The 16,234-nt window shown below is 57.4% G+C and carries 17 protein-coding genes; all 17 read left to right on the top strand.

The annotated features are described in order from the left end of the window. Nucleotides 1-65: 65 nt before the first annotated feature. The 17 genes from CLV44_RS12775 to fliP all read left to right on the top strand — a co-directional run bounded on the left by CLV44_RS12775 (nt 66) and on the right by fliP (nt 16,227). Nucleotides 66-575, top strand: coding sequence for a hypothetical protein (locus tag CLV44_RS12775; protein ID WP_106592507.1), 510 nt, complete (start codon nt 66-68; stop codon nt 573-575). A gap of 113 nt (nt 576-688) precedes the next feature. Beyond that, a complete protein-coding gene (locus tag CLV44_RS12780; RefSeq protein WP_106592508.1) occupies nt 689-949 on the top strand; it encodes a DUF4212 domain-containing protein in 261 nt (86 codons plus the stop codon). A gap of 28 nt (nt 950-977) precedes the next feature. Beyond that, nucleotides 978-2,750: a sodium:solute symporter family protein gene (locus tag CLV44_RS12785; protein WP_106592509.1), complete on the top strand. Its 1,773-nt coding sequence runs from the start codon at nt 978-980 to the stop codon at nt 2,748-2,750. A gap of 87 nt (nt 2,751-2,837) precedes the next feature. After that, a complete protein-coding gene (locus CLV44_RS12790) occupies nt 2,838-4,667 on the top strand; it encodes a putative nucleotidyltransferase substrate binding domain-containing protein (RefSeq protein ID WP_106592510.1) in 1,830 nt (609 codons plus the stop codon). A gap of 6 nt (nt 4,668-4,673) precedes the next feature. After that, the gene (locus CLV44_RS12795) at nt 4,674-5,303 is read left to right on the top strand and encodes a 3'-5' exonuclease (RefSeq protein ID WP_106592511.1); all 630 of its coding nucleotides are present in this window, start codon (nt 4,674-4,676) and stop codon (nt 5,301-5,303) included. A 183-nt stretch (nt 5,304-5,486) separates the two neighbouring features. Further along, a complete protein-coding gene (fliE, locus tag CLV44_RS12800; protein WP_106592562.1) occupies nt 5,487-5,837 on the top strand; it encodes a flagellar hook-basal body complex protein FliE in 351 nt (116 codons plus the stop codon). A gap of 23 nt (nt 5,838-5,860) precedes the next feature. Beyond that, nucleotides 5,861-7,543 (top strand): flagellar basal-body MS-ring/collar protein FliF, encoded by a 1,683-nt coding sequence (fliF, locus tag CLV44_RS12805; protein WP_106592512.1) that lies wholly within the window; start codon nt 5,861-5,863, stop codon nt 7,541-7,543. After that, nucleotides 7,533-8,537: a flagellar motor switch protein FliG gene (fliG, locus tag CLV44_RS12810; protein ID WP_211298142.1), complete on the top strand. Its 1,005-nt coding sequence runs from the start codon at nt 7,533-7,535 to the stop codon at nt 8,535-8,537. The genes fliF and fliG overlap by 11 nt, the downstream gene beginning before the upstream one ends. Further along, a complete protein-coding gene (locus CLV44_RS12815) occupies nt 8,537-9,289 on the top strand; it encodes a FliH/SctL family protein (RefSeq protein WP_106592514.1) in 753 nt (250 codons plus the stop codon). Before fliG ends, CLV44_RS12815 begins: the two co-directional genes overlap by 1 nt. Before the next feature lie 12 nt (nt 9,290-9,301). Next, nucleotides 9,302-10,684: a flagellar protein export ATPase FliI gene (gene fliI / locus CLV44_RS12820; RefSeq protein ID WP_106592515.1), complete on the top strand. Its 1,383-nt coding sequence runs from the start codon at nt 9,302-9,304 to the stop codon at nt 10,682-10,684. Nucleotides 10,685-10,702: 18 nt separating this feature from the next. Next, the gene (gene fliJ / locus CLV44_RS12825) at nt 10,703-11,149 is read left to right on the top strand and encodes a flagellar export protein FliJ (protein WP_106592516.1); all 447 of its coding nucleotides are present in this window, start codon (nt 10,703-10,705) and stop codon (nt 11,147-11,149) included. 54 nt (nt 11,150-11,203) lie between these two features. After that, entirely contained in the window at nt 11,204-13,009 is a 1,806-nt protein-coding gene (locus CLV44_RS12830; RefSeq protein ID WP_106592517.1) for a flagellar hook-length control protein FliK, read from the top strand. Nucleotides 13,010-13,083: 74 nt separating this feature from the next. Continuing rightward, nucleotides 13,084-13,608: a flagellar basal body-associated FliL family protein gene (locus CLV44_RS12835; RefSeq protein WP_106592518.1), complete on the top strand. Its 525-nt coding sequence runs from the start codon at nt 13,084-13,086 to the stop codon at nt 13,606-13,608. Nucleotides 13,609-13,618: 10 nt separating this feature from the next. Beyond that, nucleotides 13,619-14,605 carry a flagellar motor switch protein FliM gene (gene fliM, locus CLV44_RS12840; protein ID WP_106592519.1) on the top strand — a complete coding sequence of 329 codons (987 nt, stop codon included), beginning with the start codon at nt 13,619-13,621 and terminating at the stop codon, nt 14,603-14,605. A gap of 22 nt (nt 14,606-14,627) precedes the next feature. Beyond that, on the top strand, nt 14,628-15,077 hold the full coding sequence (fliN, locus tag CLV44_RS12845; RefSeq protein ID WP_106592520.1) for a flagellar motor switch protein FliN: 450 nt from the start codon (nt 14,628-14,630) through the stop codon (nt 15,075-15,077). After that, entirely contained in the window at nt 15,074-15,490 is a 417-nt protein-coding gene (gene fliO / locus CLV44_RS12850; RefSeq protein ID WP_106592521.1) for a flagellar biosynthetic protein FliO, read from the top strand. The genes fliN and fliO overlap by 4 nt, the downstream gene beginning before the upstream one ends. 5 nt (nt 15,491-15,495) lie before the next feature. Then, a complete protein-coding gene (gene fliP / locus CLV44_RS12855) occupies nt 15,496-16,227 on the top strand; it encodes a flagellar type III secretion system pore protein FliP (RefSeq protein ID WP_106592522.1) in 732 nt (243 codons plus the stop codon). The last annotated feature ends 7 nt before the right edge of the window (nt 16,228-16,234 follow it).

The raw sequence follows: 16,234 nt of genomic DNA on the forward strand, positions 1-16,234 counted from the left end.
TGACCAAGGGTGAACTACCTCGGGCTTCCAATTGGAAGCCCGACTTTTTTCGGGAATGGAAACATATGATCTGGAATCTGGTTGCAGTCGTGTTTGCGGGTTTGGGAGCGGCAGGCGTCGCGATGTTGTTGCGCCTGTTGAGCAAAAAGAAACTGCCAAAGTGGATTATTCCGGCATTTGCCGGTGTCGGCATGTTGGCCAGTCAAATCTACATGGAGTACACGGCACTGGATCTGATCAAGCAACGGTTGCCTGAAGGGACTGTGGTCATGTCCACTGAAACCGGCTCCATGGTGTGGCGTCCCTGGACCTACTATTACCCGATGGATGTGGCGTTCACCGCGCTGGACGAACGCAGTATCGAGCGAGGTTTCAATAACGGCAAACAGGGAGTCAAGTTTGTGCTTTACCGTTTTGAAAAGCATTATGTGGCTCAAGTAAAGCCGCATCAGCAGTTGCTGGATTGTGAAAGTGGCAACATGCTGACGCTGGATGAGCAGGGTCAGCCGGATCTTGCGTCGGTCGTTAAGCTGGAAGCGGGAGACCGCTTGCGCCAACGGCTTTGTCAGGGCTAAGCCGAAGTCTGTAATGCTCCGACTAAAGTCGGGGCATATTTACCCCCCTGTGTTTGTTAGATTCAGGTAAACCTCAGCGGTTTCACCAGTAATAACAACAACAGGATGGTGTAATGTCTGCGCAAAATGAAAGTGCCCGTTCCTACTGGCGCGAAAACCTCAGAATCATCATGACCTACATGGTCATCTGGTTCGCTGCCTCCTACGGATGTGGCATCCTCTTCGTCGATGAACTGGATCAAATTCAATTCTTCGGCTTCCCGCTTGGCTTCTGGTTTGCCCAACAGGGTGCCATCTACGTATTTATTGGCCTGATCTGGGCATACGTCTTCAGCATGAACCGGCTGGACGAAAAATACGACGTACACGAATAACAATAACTAAGTTAAGGAAGGCTTTGTTATGAGTCTTGACCTGCTCACCTATATTTTCATCGGTGGCTCTTTTGCGCTCTATATCGCGATTGCGATCTGGGCTCGCGCCGGATCTACCAAGGAGTTCTACATTGCTGGCGGTGGTGTACCACCGGTTGCCAACGGTATGGCCACAGCGGCCGACTGGATGTCTGCAGCTTCTTTCATCTCCCTGGCCGGTATTGTGTCCTTTATCGGCCGTGACGGTGCCGCTTATCTGATGGGCTGGACCGGTGGCTATGTACTGCTGGCAATGCTGCTGGCACCTTATCTGCGCAAGTTTGGCAAGTTCACCGTGCCTGATTTCGTCGGTGACCGTTACTACTCCAGCACGGCACGCACGATTGCCGTGATCTGTACCATCGTGATCTCGTTTACTTATGTTGCTGGCCAGATGCGCGGCGTAGGCATCGTATTTTCGCGTTACCTGCATGTGGATATCACCACCGGTGTTGTGGTCGGCATGATTATTGTTTTCTTCTACGCTGTACTGGGGGGCATGAAAGGGATTACCTATACCCAGGTCGCACAGTATTGCGTGCTGATTCTGGCTTTCATGGTGCCAGCCATTTTCCTGTCGATGCAGGTGACGGGGCATATACTGCCGCAAACGGGTCTGGGCGCGACGTTGGACAGCGGTAAAACGGTGCTGACAACACTTAATGAACTGTCGGTTGAATTGGGCTTTGACCAGTATACGCAGGGCAACAAGACGACCATCGACATGTTCTTCATGACGGCAGCGTTGATGTGTGGCACCGCGGGCTTGCCGCACGTCATCGTGCGTTTCTTCACTGTGCCGCGGGTCAAGGATGCGCGTATTTCTGCGGGCTGGGCCCTGATCTTCATCGCTATTCTCTATACCACTGTACCGGCCGTGGCAGGCTTCGGTCGTGTCAACCTGATCGAAACCATCAACGGCGCAGACAGCAACGGGGTGGAGTACACCCAGATGCCGAGCTGGTTCAAAAACTGGGAAGAGTCCGGCCTTATTGCCTGGGTCGACAAGAACGGTGACGGCAAGGTGTACTACTCGGCAGGCAATGCCTTTGAAGGTGGCAAGCCGGTCTTTGTCGAAGGGGTTGGTGACAGCGGCGAGCGCCTGACATCGAACGCGACCGCCAATGCCAGTGAGGTCTATGTAGACCGCGACATCATGGTGCTGGCGAATCCTGAAATTGCCAACCTGCCTGACTGGGTAATCGCGCTGGTAGCGGCAGGTGCTGTGGCGGCGGCACTGTCGACGGCGGCAGGTCTGTTGCTGGTGATTTCGACCTCGATCTCGCATGACTTGATGAAACGAACCATCAATCCGAGCATTAGCGATAAGCAGGAACTGCGTTATGCACGCATGGCTGCAATCGTTGCCATCCTCATCGCCGGTTACTTCGGTATCAATCCGCCGGGCTTTGTCGCCCAGGTGGTGGCGCTGGCATTTGGCCTGGCAGCCTCGTCGGTGTTCCCGGTGATCATCATGGGCATCTTCAGCACCCGCATGAATACCCAGGGCGCCGTATCCGGCATGGTTGTGGGTCTGGCGAGTACTATTGCCTATATCGTCTACTTCAAGTTCATGGGCGGGACGGCAGACCAGTGGTGGTTCGGTATTTCACCGGAAGGCTTTGGCACCGTCGGCATGATTCTGAACTTCGTTGTGGCTATGCTGGTATCCAGCGTAACCCCGCCGCCACCCGCGGAAATTCAGGCCATCATCGAGGATATCCGTATCCCGCGTGGCGCAGCGGAAGCCCACGTTCACTAAGCCGATCAGTCATGACAGGGAGCGGGGGCATGCCGGCATGAAGGTATGCCCCCGTTTTATTCCGGACCCGAAAAACAGAGGGACAGAATGCCTAACTCATTCAAGATGGATAACATCCCGTTCAGTTTATTGACGGATGCCGAACAGACGCTGCTGCGTGCCAACCTGGATATCGGCTACTTCCAGAAAGGCGAAAAGGTCATCACGGCGGGGGAAGTGCCGGATGGCGTGTACGTCATTCTGAAAGGCTGTGTCAGCGAAAGTGAAGCGATCGAAGCCGGTGTCGAAGCCCCACAGCAGGTCTTTGTGCAGTACCAGAATGAAGATTATTTCGGTGGCTGGTCAGCCCTTCGGGGTAAGGCGATCCATAACTTTGTCGCTGAAGAAGAAACGATCTGTCATATCCTGCCGACACGGACATTGCTGGATCTGATCGCGAGCAACGCCCAGTTTGCCGACTACTTCCAGCAGAATCTGGCGGTCAAGCGCGAGATCGTTGCCCAGCATGGCAGCAATCAGGATATGGCCGAGTTCATGTTGGCCAAGATTACCGCTGCAGCCGTCCGTGATCCCCTTATCGTGGAGCAGGGCACCAGCATCCGTGATGCGACCGAACTGATGCGCACCCACAAGGCGGACTGTGTGCTGGCGCGCAAGGGCGGTCGGCTGGGGATGGTGACCGGGACCGATCTGCTGGATGCGGTGGTACTCAAGCAGTTGCCGCTGGAAACCGATGTGTCCGATATCGCCAGCTACCGCCTGGTAACCATCGACCATCAGGATTACCTGTTCAACGCACTGGTGATGATGACGCAGCAGCAGATTGAGCGCGTGGTAGTGATGGCGGGGGACGAGATGGTTGGCGTGGTCGAGTTGACCGACGTGCTTAGCTATTTCTCCAGCCACTCCCATGTGATCGGTCTGCGTATTGAGCGTGCAGCCAGTGTGGATCAGCTGCGTGAAGCCGCGCAGGGACTGAACGACCTGATCAAGGCGTTGATCTCCAGCGGGGTCAAAATCCGCTTCACCATGGACCTGTTGGCCGCGATGAATGGTCGCATCATCTCCAAACTGTTCGACCTGATCATCCCTGCGGACATGCAGCCGCATGTGTGTCTGATCGTGATGGGCTCCGAAGGACGGGCTGAGCAGATCATGAAAACCGATCAGGACAACGCGCTTATTTTTCGTGACAATCTGGCCTGGCCCGGCATGCAGGCGACCATGCAGCACTTCAGTGACACGCTGATCTCTTTCGGCTTTCCGCCATGCCCCGGGAATATCATGGTGTCCAATCCGGCCTGGGTGAACTCTGTTGGTGACTGGACTCAGCGCTTGAGCGACTGGGCGGCGACCTGTGAAGGTAGTGCGCAAATGCAGTTGGCCATAGCGGTCGACGCCAAGCCGGTGGCCGGCAATGAAGCGTTGTTCAAGGTCGCACGCAACTGGTTTCTGCGGCATCTGCGTAACAATGATGTCTTCTTTTCCCATTTTGCCCGTGCGGCGGTGGAGTTCGACACACCGTTGACCTTTTTTGGCAATTTGAAGGATCGTGGGCAACTGGATATCAAGAAGGGTGGTATTTTCCCCATCGTGCATGGTGTGCGTACGCTGGCGCTTGAGCATCGTATTCTCAAGACCAATACGTTTCAGCGTATAGAACTGCTGATGGAGCAGGGCGTGATGGAGGAACAGCACGGCAAGGATCTGGCCGAGGCGCTGGCACTTTGTATTCAGCTACGGCTACGACAGCAAATTCTGCGTGCAGAGGAAGCAGAAGACGGTATCGACCCGACGCCTAACCTGATTGACCTGCAGCAGCTGAACAAACTGGAGCGTGACCTGCTGCGTGATGCACTGCATGTGGTGAAAGGATTCAAAAAGCACTTGGCACAGCGCTATCACCTGGGAGGCTAAACCACGATGATCATCCCACGCTCAATACGGCGTATGAAAGAGAAGCGCGAGCACCGCGAAGGTCCTTGGGCGCATTTGTTCGAACGCTATGATGGGGACGAAGTGGTATCACTGGACTGTGAAACCACCAGTCTTGATGTGAAAAAGGCGGAGATCCTTTCGATCGGTGCCGTACGCGTTAAGGGACGCAAGGTGATCACCAGTGAGCGGTTGGACATCAAGTTAAAACCGCCGAAAAGTCTCAGTGGTGACTCGATCAAGATCCACAAGATTCGGGCCAGTGATCTTGCTGATGGTATAGAGCTGGACGACGCGCTGGAACAGGTACTTGCCTTTGTGGGTAACCGCCCGATACTGGGGTATTACGTCAACTTCGATATTCGCATGTTGGACAAGTTCATCCGGCCGCGGTATGGCTTCGGGTTGCCCAACAAGGCGATAGAGCTGTCACACGTTTACCACGACATCATCAAATGGAAGCACATTGGTGGTGATGTCGATCTGCGCTTTGACACCATTGCCGGTAAATTGGATATCCCCATCCTTGAACGCCATACGGCCTTGGGCGACGCGATCACGGTTGCTCTGATGTATGTACGACTGAAATATGGCGTGGCACCTGATATCAGTTACTGAGCCGTGTATAGTGTGACGTTGATCGAAGCGGGCCATATGGCCCGCTTTTTGCTTGATAGAAGCGATGAGACTCGGTTAATACCGTTATACGTCAGTATATTGTCGAATTGGTACCCTTCGGGCTTGATGCGGAGAGGGCGCACTCTATAATGTCAAAATATTGCCACAGGGAGGCAGATGAGCATGATCGATCGTGCTGATATCAACAGCCTGCTGTCGCAGATGCGCACGATGCGCACCGATATGCAACAGGGCGTGGCACCGGTTGCCCGGCCGGATTTCAACACCCCGGGTATCAGCAAGACGGAGAGTACCGGTTTTGCCGATCTGTTGAAGAATGCGGTGGATAATGTCAATGCGCACCAGTCAGAAGCGTCCAAGTTGAGGACCGCTTATGAGCAGGGCGATCCATCGGTAGACCTGTCAGAAGTCATGATTCAAGCCCAGAAGGCGTCCGTCTCGTTCCAGGCGATGACTCAGGTACGTAATCGCCTGGTGTCCGCGTATGAAGATGTTATGAAGATGCCGATCTGAGGCATGTAACCGGTTAGGATTGAATGGATAATTCGGCAACACAGGTGAGTAGCAAAGGCAGTCTGATGTCCGGCTTCAACGGGTTGGGCATATTGCGTCAGCTCGGCCTGATGGTGGGCCTGGCTGCCAGCATTGCGATCGGTTTTGCCGTCGTGCTCTGGTCGCAAAAGCCGGATTATAACGTCCTGTTCTCCAACCTCAGCTTTGCCGATGCCAACGAAGTGATCGAGCAGCTGAGGCTGTTCAATGTCCCCTATAAATTCGATACCGATGGTCGTGCCATTCTGGTGCCGCAGGAGCATGTGCATCAGGCGCGCCTGAAACTTGCTTCCGAAGGCTTTACCAACGACAAGACGGTGGGTTTTGAGCTGCTGGAGCAGGAGCAGGGGCTGGGTACCAGTCAGTTCATGGAAAATGCTCGCTTCCGCCGTGGTCTGGAAGGTGAGCTGGCGCGCACGATCAGCAGCCTGTTGGCGGTGCGTGCGGCCCGGGTACATCTGGCGTTGCCCAAGGAGTCCGTCTTTGTGCGTGACCAGCGCAAGCCGCGTGCCTCGGTGTTCATCGAAATGTTTTCCGGCCGTACTCTGGAACGTGACCAGGTCGCGGCAATCGCCAATCTGGTCGCATCCAGCATTCCTGAGCTGGCGGTTGAAGATGTAACTGTTGTGGACCAGAAAGGACGCTTGCTCAATACCCGCGATCAGGATGAAGACGTTGTGCTGGCGGCCAAGCAGCTGGAATACACCCGCAAGATCGAACAGACGCTGGTCAACCGCATCAACAGTATTCTGCAGCCGGTGGTGGGGCTGGGCAACTTCCGGGCCGAGGTCTCTTCCGAGATCGACTTTACTGAAGTTGAACAGGCTGACGAGATCTACAACCCGGACCTGCCGGCCCTGCGCAGTGAAAAAACGATGGAAGAAAATCGGGCGTCCGGTGATCTCGCGCAAGGGGTTCCGGGAGCATTGTCCAATCAGCCGCCGGGGCCGAACTCCGTGCCGGAAGAGATGGCAGGCAATGCCGCTGCGAGCGGTCGGGCAGCCAACGGCTCCAGTCGCGAACAGGCGGTTCGTAACTATGAGCTGGATCGTACGCTGAGCTATACCCGTCATCAAACCGGCGTGGTCAAGCGCCTGAGCGTGGCGGTCGTGGTCGATGACGTGAACAGTATCAATGCCGAAACCGGTAACAGTGAGCGCGTGCCCTGGTCGGAAAACGAACTGCAGCGCTTGCAGATGCTGGTGCGCAATGCTGTCGGTTATTCCGCCGTGCGGGGTGACAGTGTCACGGTGATCAATTCGGCTTTCGTGGCGACCGAGCCGTTTGATACGGCAGACCCGGCTCTGTGGGAGCAGGACTGGTTCTGGGAAGTGATCAAGCAGGTGATGGCCGGGCTGTTTGTGCTGCTGCTGATTCTTGGCGTATTGCGTCCGATTCTGAAAAGTCTGGCGGATGCGGGCAAGCACAAGGAAATCACCACGTTGGGGCCGGCGGGCGAAATATCGGCCGACCTGGAAGGTCTTGAAGGCAGTGGCGTGGCCGACGACAAGGTAACCTTGGGTGGCAGCAGCGGCAACCGTGGCGTGCTGCCTACACCGAATGAAAGCTTTGATTATCAACTGAATGCCATCCGCAGCATGGTGGCGGAAGATCCGGAAAAAGTGGCACAGGCCGTGCGGCAATGGGTGATTGATCGTGACCGATGAAAGTGAACTCACCGAGATCCAGAAAGCGGCGATCCTGCTGATCAGCCTGGGTGAATCCGATGCGGCGGAAATTCTCAAGCATCTGGGACCCAAGGAAGTACAGCGGATCGGTGAAGCGATGACGCAGCTTGATAACATTCCGCAGTCCCGTGTGGAAGCGGTGGTCGCCGACTTCATGAACGTGGTCAGCGACCAGACCGGCATTGGCATCAACAACGACCGTTACATCCGGGCCATGCTCAATCAGGCACTGGGCGAAGAAAAGGCGAAGACCCTGATCGACCGCATCCTGTTCAGTACCAACACCTCGGGATTGGATACCCTGCGCTGGATGGACCCGCGCCAGGTGGCGGAAGCTCTGCGCTATGAGCACCCTCAGATTCAGGCGGTTGTCATCGCCTACCTTGATTCCGATCAGGCGGCCATTGTGCTGTCCTTTTTCGATGAGAAGTCGCGGCTGGAAATCCTGATGCGTATCGCGGCCCTGGATCGTATCCAGCCGCAGGCACTACAGGAGCTTAATGACATGTTCGAAACCCAGTTTACCGGCAGCAAGGCGAGCCAGTCCCGGACTCTTGGCGGCGTGCGTTCAGCCGCGAACATCATGAACTTCATGGAGTCGTCGCTGGAAGCTGAGCTGATGGAAGGGATCAAGGATAATGACGAAAGCCTGGCCAGTGAAATCTCCGATCTCATGTTCGTCTTCGAGAACCTCTCCGATGTGGATGATCGCGGTATTCAGGTCATCTTGCGTGAAGTGTCAACCGACAGCCTGGTGATGGCCCTGAAGGGCGCTGATACCTCGCTGCAGGAAAAGGTTTTCAAGAACATGTCCAAACGTGCGGCCGAGCTGCTGCGTGATGACCTTGAGGCCAAAGGACCCGTGCGTGTGTCCGAAGTTGAAGAGGCCCAAAAAGAGATTCTTACGGTGGCTCGACGATTGGCGGATGATGGCGAGATTATGCTGGGCGGTTCCGGTGAAGAGATGATTTGATGAAAAGCGATACTCCAGCCCGCATCCGCGCAGCCGAGGCTGGCCAAGTCGAGCGCTGGTTGCCGCCTGATGTGGGTGGCGAGGCGCGTGTGGTACAGGCGTTGGCGCGCAAGCAGCCAAGCCCGCTGGCCGAACTGGATGTGTCGGTCGTCGAAGAAGAGATATTTGCCGAAAAATTGACGCTGGCGCAATGGGAATCGATCTGTGAGGAAGCGCGTCAGGAAGGCTATGCCGAAGGGCTGGTGCAGGGGCAGGAACAGGGTCGCACAGATGGTCATGCTCAGGGACTGGCGCAAGGGTTGGCGGCCGGGCAGGCCGAAATCGAGGCGCGCCTGCAACAGCTGGATGGCTTGCTGCAGCAACTGCAGCAGCCGTTGGAACAGCAGCGTGAAGCCCTTGAGGATACGCTGATACGCCTGGTTGTCAGTCTGGCGGAGTCGGCCGTCAAGGCAGAGCTCAGTATCAATATCGAGCACCTGGCCCAAAGTGCGCGTGAGGCCCTGGCCCAGTTGCCTGAAGGTACCGGCGAAGTGGTGCTGAAAGTGCATCCCGACCAGCTGGTTGCACTGGCCCCACTGTTGAATACCGAAAAACTGGCCCTGGTCGGCGATGATACGCTTGCGGCCGGGGGCTGTCGGGTCGATAGCGGCAGCTGTCGGGTCGACTATCAAGTCGAGCAGCGTTTCCGCCAGGTCGCCGACCAGTTGCTGGCGCGCCTGATCAAGACTCCCGTCGATAGTGATGACGCATAATGGGTAGCGCTCATGCCGGATCTTGATCAGCGCCTCAAACGTTATCTCCAATGTGAATATGAGCCGCCACGGCCGGATGTCGAAGGCCGTGTTACACGCCTGATAGGCCTGACGCTGGAAGCGGTGGGGCTTAAGGTTGCTCTGGGGGATTACTGTCTGGTTTCCCTGCAAGGCAACGGCAGTGTTGAAGCCGAAGTGGTCGGCTTTTCCGGCGACCGCGTGTATCTGATGCCTCTCGACAGCGTCGATGGACTGTCGCCTGGCGCGGCGGTACGCCCGCGCGTAGGTGCCAGTCTGGTGCCGGTCGGTTTCGGTTTGCTCGGACGGGTCATTGACGGCATTGGTCGTCCGCTGGATGGCAAGGGGCCGCTCCGGCCTGACGATATGGTGACGCTGGCGGGTGAAACCATCAACCCGTTGCACCGCCACCCGATTGAACAGACTCTGGATGTCGGCGTACGTGCCATTAATGGCCTGCTGACGGTGGGGCGTGGGCAGCGTTTGGGTCTGTTTGCCGGCAGTGGCGTGGGCAAGTCGGTGCTGCTGGGCATGATGACCCGCTTCACCGAGGCGGAGATTACTGTCGTGGGCTTGATCGGTGAGCGTGGCCGTGAGGTGCGGGAGTTCATCGACCACAGCCTGGGCCCTGAAGGCATGGCGCGCTCAGTTGTGGTGGCGGCACCTGCAGATGATTCGCCGCTGATGCGCTTGCGAGCGGCGCAGCTGACCACGCGCATTGCCGAATATTTCCGTGCGCAGGGCAAGAATGTACTGCTGTTGATGGATTCGTTGACCCGTTATGCTCAGGCGCAGCGTGAGATCGCATTGGCGGTGGGTGAGCCCCCGGCCACCAAGGGCTATCCGCCCTCGGTGTTTGCCAAGTTGCCCAAGCTGGTCGAACGTGCCGGCAATGGCGAGACCGGTGGTGGTTCGATCACGGCGTTCTATACTGTGTTGACCGAAGGTGATGACCAGCAGGACCCGGTTGCCGATTCGGCGCGCGCCATTCTGGATGGGCATTTTGTGCTGTCACGTAGCCTGGCCGAGCAGGGTCATTATCCGGCACTGGATATTGAGGCATCAATCAGCCGTGCGATGCCGCAGATTGTGGATGAGAGCCAGCTGCACCTGGCCTTGCAGTTCAAGCGGCTTTACTCGCGCTACCAGCAGAATGCCGACTTGATTGCGGTAGGTGCGTATGCTCGCGGCAGTGACCCGGAAACGGATCGGGCGGTGGACATGTTGCCGGTGATCCGTGCCTATCTGCAGCAGGGCATGAATGAACCCATGCCGATCAAGCGCTGCATGCAGGAGCTGGCGATGCTGATGTCGGCGCCGCCGCAGCAGCCACAAAATGCAACGGCTCAGGGACAACCGCTGCGGCGCACGCCCTGACCAGAAGGATAGTGGAAAATGACCAAGCCCCGTTCCCAACGATTACAGGTAGTTCTTGCCGTCGCTGAACGCAAGCGTCAGGAAGCTGAACGCTTTCTGGCGGATGCACAGCGACGTGTCAATCAGGGCGAAAACGGTATCGTTCAGCTGCAGGGCTATCTGGGCGAATATCAACAGCAGTTTACCGCAACGGGACGTGAGGGTATCAGCATTCAGGATCTGCACGTACAGCAGGCGTTCATGCAGAAAATTACCCATACCATGCAGGAGCAGGAGCAGGCACTGCAGCAGGCACGTGATCAGGTGCAGCAGGTACAGGCCTACTGGCAGCAAACCTATGCGCGGCAGAAAGGTATAGAAAATCTGGTGCAAAAGGCGCAGAACGAAGAGTCACATGAGCGTGATCGCAAATTGCAGCAGGAAATAGACGAGCGCTCGCAACATGTCCGTCCGCGGTATATCTGAAACATTGGCACTTAAATTGCTTGTTCCTGTTGTTATCATTTGCAGGACTCTGCCATGGCCATCATCAAAACGGTTTCGAATTCACCACTGGCGCTGAATCTGGCGGTGCTTCCGGCTGCCTCCATGACGGCCACAGCTGGTGCTCCGATGCAACCGGGCGGTACTCCGGCTTCGGGTTTTCAACTCTTGTATCAGGGCTCATTGCAGGCGCAGGAGGGGCAACAGCCCGCGTCTGTTGACGGAAAGCCTTTGCCTCCCGAAGGCGAAGCCTTGCCGGAGGAGGCTGCATTGGTGGATGCGCAGGTCGAGCCGGGCGTTCAGCAGGCATCGGCTGAGCACCCAGCACCGTTGTTGGCAGACGGCCACTGGTCTTTGCCGGCACCCTCAATCAAAGGTATAGCGGCCGACGCTGATGGCAAACCGATTGTTCCTGCCGCCGCCACTGCGCCGCTACCGACTGATGAAGCCGCGCGTGCTGCAGGTGTGGCCACGCCGACACGGTCTGCAGGTACAGCAGCAGCCCCCGTCGTGACACCTCCGCCGTCACCCGCAAATGTGCTTCCGGCTCAGAATGATATTGCCGCTCAGATGGCTGCCAGCGTTCAGTCCTCGGCACTGACTCAAACCCAAAATGCAGCTCAAGTTCAGGCTCAGGCTCAGGCTACGTTGGCGGCTGCAGGCCATCGTGGCGAGGCGGTCCCTCCGATTGCAGTGCCTGCGGGCGGTACCGACAAACCGGGTAGTAACAATAAGCCGGGCACTCCTGCTCAAGTATTGCCTGCGACCTCGGCTGCGAGCCCCGGTAGCGCAACAGTCTCGGCCGCTGAGCTGGACGCGTCTCTGAAGGCAGGTACGGCGGCGGCCGGTGTTTCTGACACTGCAGGGGCGAGCGGAGTTGCTGTCGCAGCATCCAGTGTGTCGACAACGGGTGTTGCGGCGGGAACTACGGGAGTGATGCCGCAGACGAGTGAGGGCGTAAGTACGGTGGCAATGGCTGCATCTGCAGCCCCTGCGGCGAGTACCGTGGCTGGTGATTCACCGTCGGTTGGTACACCGGCAGGGCTGCCGGCTCCCTCTGTCGAAGCGTCTAAAGCGGGCGCAGTGGATATGGATGCGGTGCGTGGTACGCTGGCTGCAGCGGATAAAGCGGCAGCTGAGGTTACGGTTGTCCGTGAGGGAGCTACGGCTTCATTGCCCACGCGTCCTGATAGTGGTGTGCCACGCCCTGCGATGGAGGGGGCTGCAGGCAATGCACGCATGGAGGGTGGTGCTCAGGCCGTGCAGGCCATTGCAGCAGCCACGACAGAAGGGGGCGATACATCTTCCGATACCGGTCAGCAGCAGCGGCAGGATGGCCAGCAGGCCTCGTTGTCCAATAGCGCGTCATCGCGCCCGCTTTCCGGGACGGCTCCGGCCGCGTCACCGGCCGCATTTGCCTTGCAGCAGCAGCTGGCTGAGCCGCGCTGGAGTCAACAACTGGGTGAACGTGCTGTCATGATGGCGCAACACGGTCCGCGTGTAGCGCATATCCAGCTGGATCCGCCGGAGCTGGGAGCGATGCAGATTCGTATCCATATGCAGGGAGCGGATCAGGTCAGCGTCAGCTTTACCAGTGCGCACCCAATGGTTCGCGATGCGCTGGAGCAGCAGATGCCCAGATTACGTGAGATGTTCGCCGATCAGGGCCTGAATCTACAGGACTCCTCGGTTGCGGATGAGGCGCGTCAGCAGGGCTCGGATCAGCGCGAGCGCGCCGATGAACAGGGGCGTGCCGGGCACTATGCCGGAACGGCAGACGGCAATGCATCCGAGGCTCCGGCCGCCGCCATCGCGTTGGGTCTGGTGGACTACTACGCCTGAGGCTTCAGCCCCAAAAGCAGTGTGGTATATTAGTCGCTTGATCGGCATATACGCGATAACCGGTGGAGGCACGAATGGCGACCAATGACGCGGCTGAAAACAGCCCTGCGGATGGTGGTAAGGGATCCAAGAAAAAACTGATTATCATGCTGGTACTGGGGGCTGTTCTGCTGCTTGGGGGCGGTGCAGCCGGTACTTTCTTTCTGTTGTCCTCCGATGAGGTGGCTGTGGAGGCTGCTGCGGCTGCGCCACAGGTGCAGCAAGAGGCGATCTATACCAAAGTCCGTACGCTGGAAGGCAAACCTTCATTTGTGGTGACGCTGCAATCGGCTGATGACAAGCGGCATTACATGCAGGCCTTTGTCGAGGCGAAAAGCCGTAATCCTCTGGTGGATGAGGCCCTTCAGTTGCATATGCCGCTGATTGTTGCACGCTTGAATGCGCTGTTTGGTACCCAGTCGTTCGAAGACTTGCAAAGCCTTGAAGGCAAGAAGGCACTGCGTAATGAAGCAACACTGCTGGTGCAGTCGATCATGCAGGACAAGCTCGGCGAACCGGGTGTTGAAACCATTCTCTTTACCAACTTTGTCATGCAGTAGGATGAACTAGATGTCGGTCAAGGATCTGCTCTCCCAGGACGAGATCGATGCGCTGCTCCATGGCGTTGATGATGGTGACGTCGAAACCGATGATGACGCGGATGCGGAGTCGGAAGGCGGCATACAGACCTATGACTTGGCCAGTCATGAGCGTATTGTGCGTGGGCGCATGCCCACGCTGGAAATGATCAATGAGCGTTTTGCCCGGCATACCCGCATCAGCCTGTTCAATTTGCTGCGTCGCACTGCTGACGTCACCGTAGGCGGCATCCAGGTGATGAAGTACGGTGACTACATCCACACCCTGTACGTGCCAACCAGCATGAGTCTGGTCAAGGCGCACCCGTTACGCGGTACGGCACTGTTTATCATGGATGCGCGCCTGGTATTCCGGCTGGTTGACCAATTCTTTGGTGGCGATGGCCGACATGCCAAAATCGAAGGGCGGGAGTTCACACCGACCGAGACGCGGATCGTACACAAGACCTTGCAGCAGTTGTTTCATGACCTTGAAGAGGCCTGGCGTCCGGTGCATCCGTTGAGCTTCGAGCATGTTGGCCACGAAGTGAACCCGGCCATGGCCAATGCGGTCAACCCGACTGAGGTAGTGGTGGTCAGTACATTCCAGATCGATCTTGAGGGTGGCACCGGCGAGCTGCATGTCACCATGCCCTATTCGATGCTGGAGCCGGTGCGTGATCAGTTGCTGTCGGGTGTACAGACTACCGAAGAACAGAAGGATGAACGCTGGCTGGGTGCCTTGCGCCGTGACATCATCATGGCCACCCTGGAGCTGGACCTGCGTGTGGCTGAGCGGGAGTTGACCCTGCGTGACATCATGGAGTTCGAGGCGGGTGACATCATCCCGATCGAGCTGTCTGACAGCCTGCAGCTCAACGCCAATGGCGTACCGCTGTTCAACTGCCAGCTCGGTACCTCGCGTGGCAATATGGCGGTGAAAATCAAGGATATCATCAAGCGACCGGGTTCCGACTGAGCCGGCCTGCGGAGAGAGCAACGTGAGTAACGAAAACAACAACCAGGACCAGCAGGCGATGGCCGATGAGTGGGCCGCCGCACTGGAAGAGCAGACAGCGGATGCAGGTTTTGACGCCGACTCGCTGCTGAATGATGTACAGGCCCAGTCGGCCAGCGCGGCACAGGGTGTCGAACTGGATGAGCTGAAGGATGATTCGATACCGGTCTCCGACCCCAAGCTCGATGTGATTCTGGATATTCCGGTGACATTGACCATGGAAGTGGGGGGCACTGAAATTGCGATCCGCAACCTGCTGCAGTTGAGCCAGGGCTCGGTGATCGAGCTTGACCGGGTGGCGGGTGAGCCATTGGATGTAAAGGTAAACGGCACCTTGATCGCTCATGGTGAGGTGGTGGTCGTCAATGACCGCTACGGCATCCGACTGACGGATGTTATCAGCCCGCAGGAACGCATCCGGCGGTTGAAATGAAGTGGCTGAGTAGCGCCCTGCTGCTGCCGTTGATGGCGCATGCAGGTGAAATACCGGTCGCTCCACGCGCCGAAATGCCTGATCCATTGTCCTGGGGCAGTTTGCTGCAATTGGGGCTGGGACTGGCGCTGGTTGTCGGCCTGATTTTACTGCTGGGCTGGCTGGTGCGACGGGTCAATGGCGCCTCGGCATCCGGCCAGGGCATGAAAGTGCTGGCGGCCCTGCCGTTGGGGCAGCGTGAGCGGGCGGTCCTGGTGCAGGTGGGGCAGGAGCAGCTGTTGCTGGGAGTCGCTCCCGGTCGGGTCAGCTTGCTGAAGCACTTTGATGCACCGGTGGTGGACTCCGAGGCCGTGCGTGGCAGCATGTTTGCCGAGCGTCTGCAGCAGGCGATCGGGCGCGGAGGTCCGCAGTGAGGTTGATGGCTCTGCTTGCGCTTCTACTGTTTCCTGTTGCGCCATTGCTGGCTGCGGATACCGGTATTCCGGCGGTGACGCTGGTCACCGGCGAAGACGGCACAACCAATTACAGCGTCACTATTCAGATACTGGCGCTGATGACATTGATGACGTTCCTGCCGGCGATGCTGATGATGATGACGTCGTTCGCCCGCATTATTATCGTCTTTGCCATTTTGCGTCAGGCACTCGGCCTGCAGCAGACGCCGTCCAATCAGATTGTTATCGGTCTGTCCCTGTTTCTGACCCTGTTCATCATGTCGCCGGTACTGGACGAGGTCAATGCCCGTGCCGTGCAGCCCTATATTGCTGAAGAGATGACCCCGCTGGAGGCGTTCAAGGCCGCGGGAGAGCCGTTCCACGACTTCATGTTGCGGCAAACGCGGGAAAGCGATTTGAATCTGTTCATGCGCATTTCCAATACGCCACCCATCGAACGCGCAGAGGAACTTCCCTTTACTATACTGATCCCGGCATTCGTGATCAGTGAACTGAAAACGGCGTTCCAGATCGGTTTCATGCTGTTCATTCCATTTCTGGTGATCGACCTGGTGGTGGCCAGTGTGTTGATGGCGATGGGTATGATGATGCTGTCGCCGGTGATCATTTCGTTGCCGTTCAAAATTATGCTGTTCGTGCTGGTGGATGGTTGGGCAATGGTGGTCGGCATGCTGGCGGCCAGCTTCGGCATTTAGGAGGGTA

The sequence above is a fragment of the Marinobacterium halophilum genome, from assembly GCF_003014615.1.
GTDB classification, from domain to species: Bacteria; Pseudomonadota; Gammaproteobacteria; order Pseudomonadales; family Balneatricaceae; genus Marinobacterium; species Marinobacterium halophilum.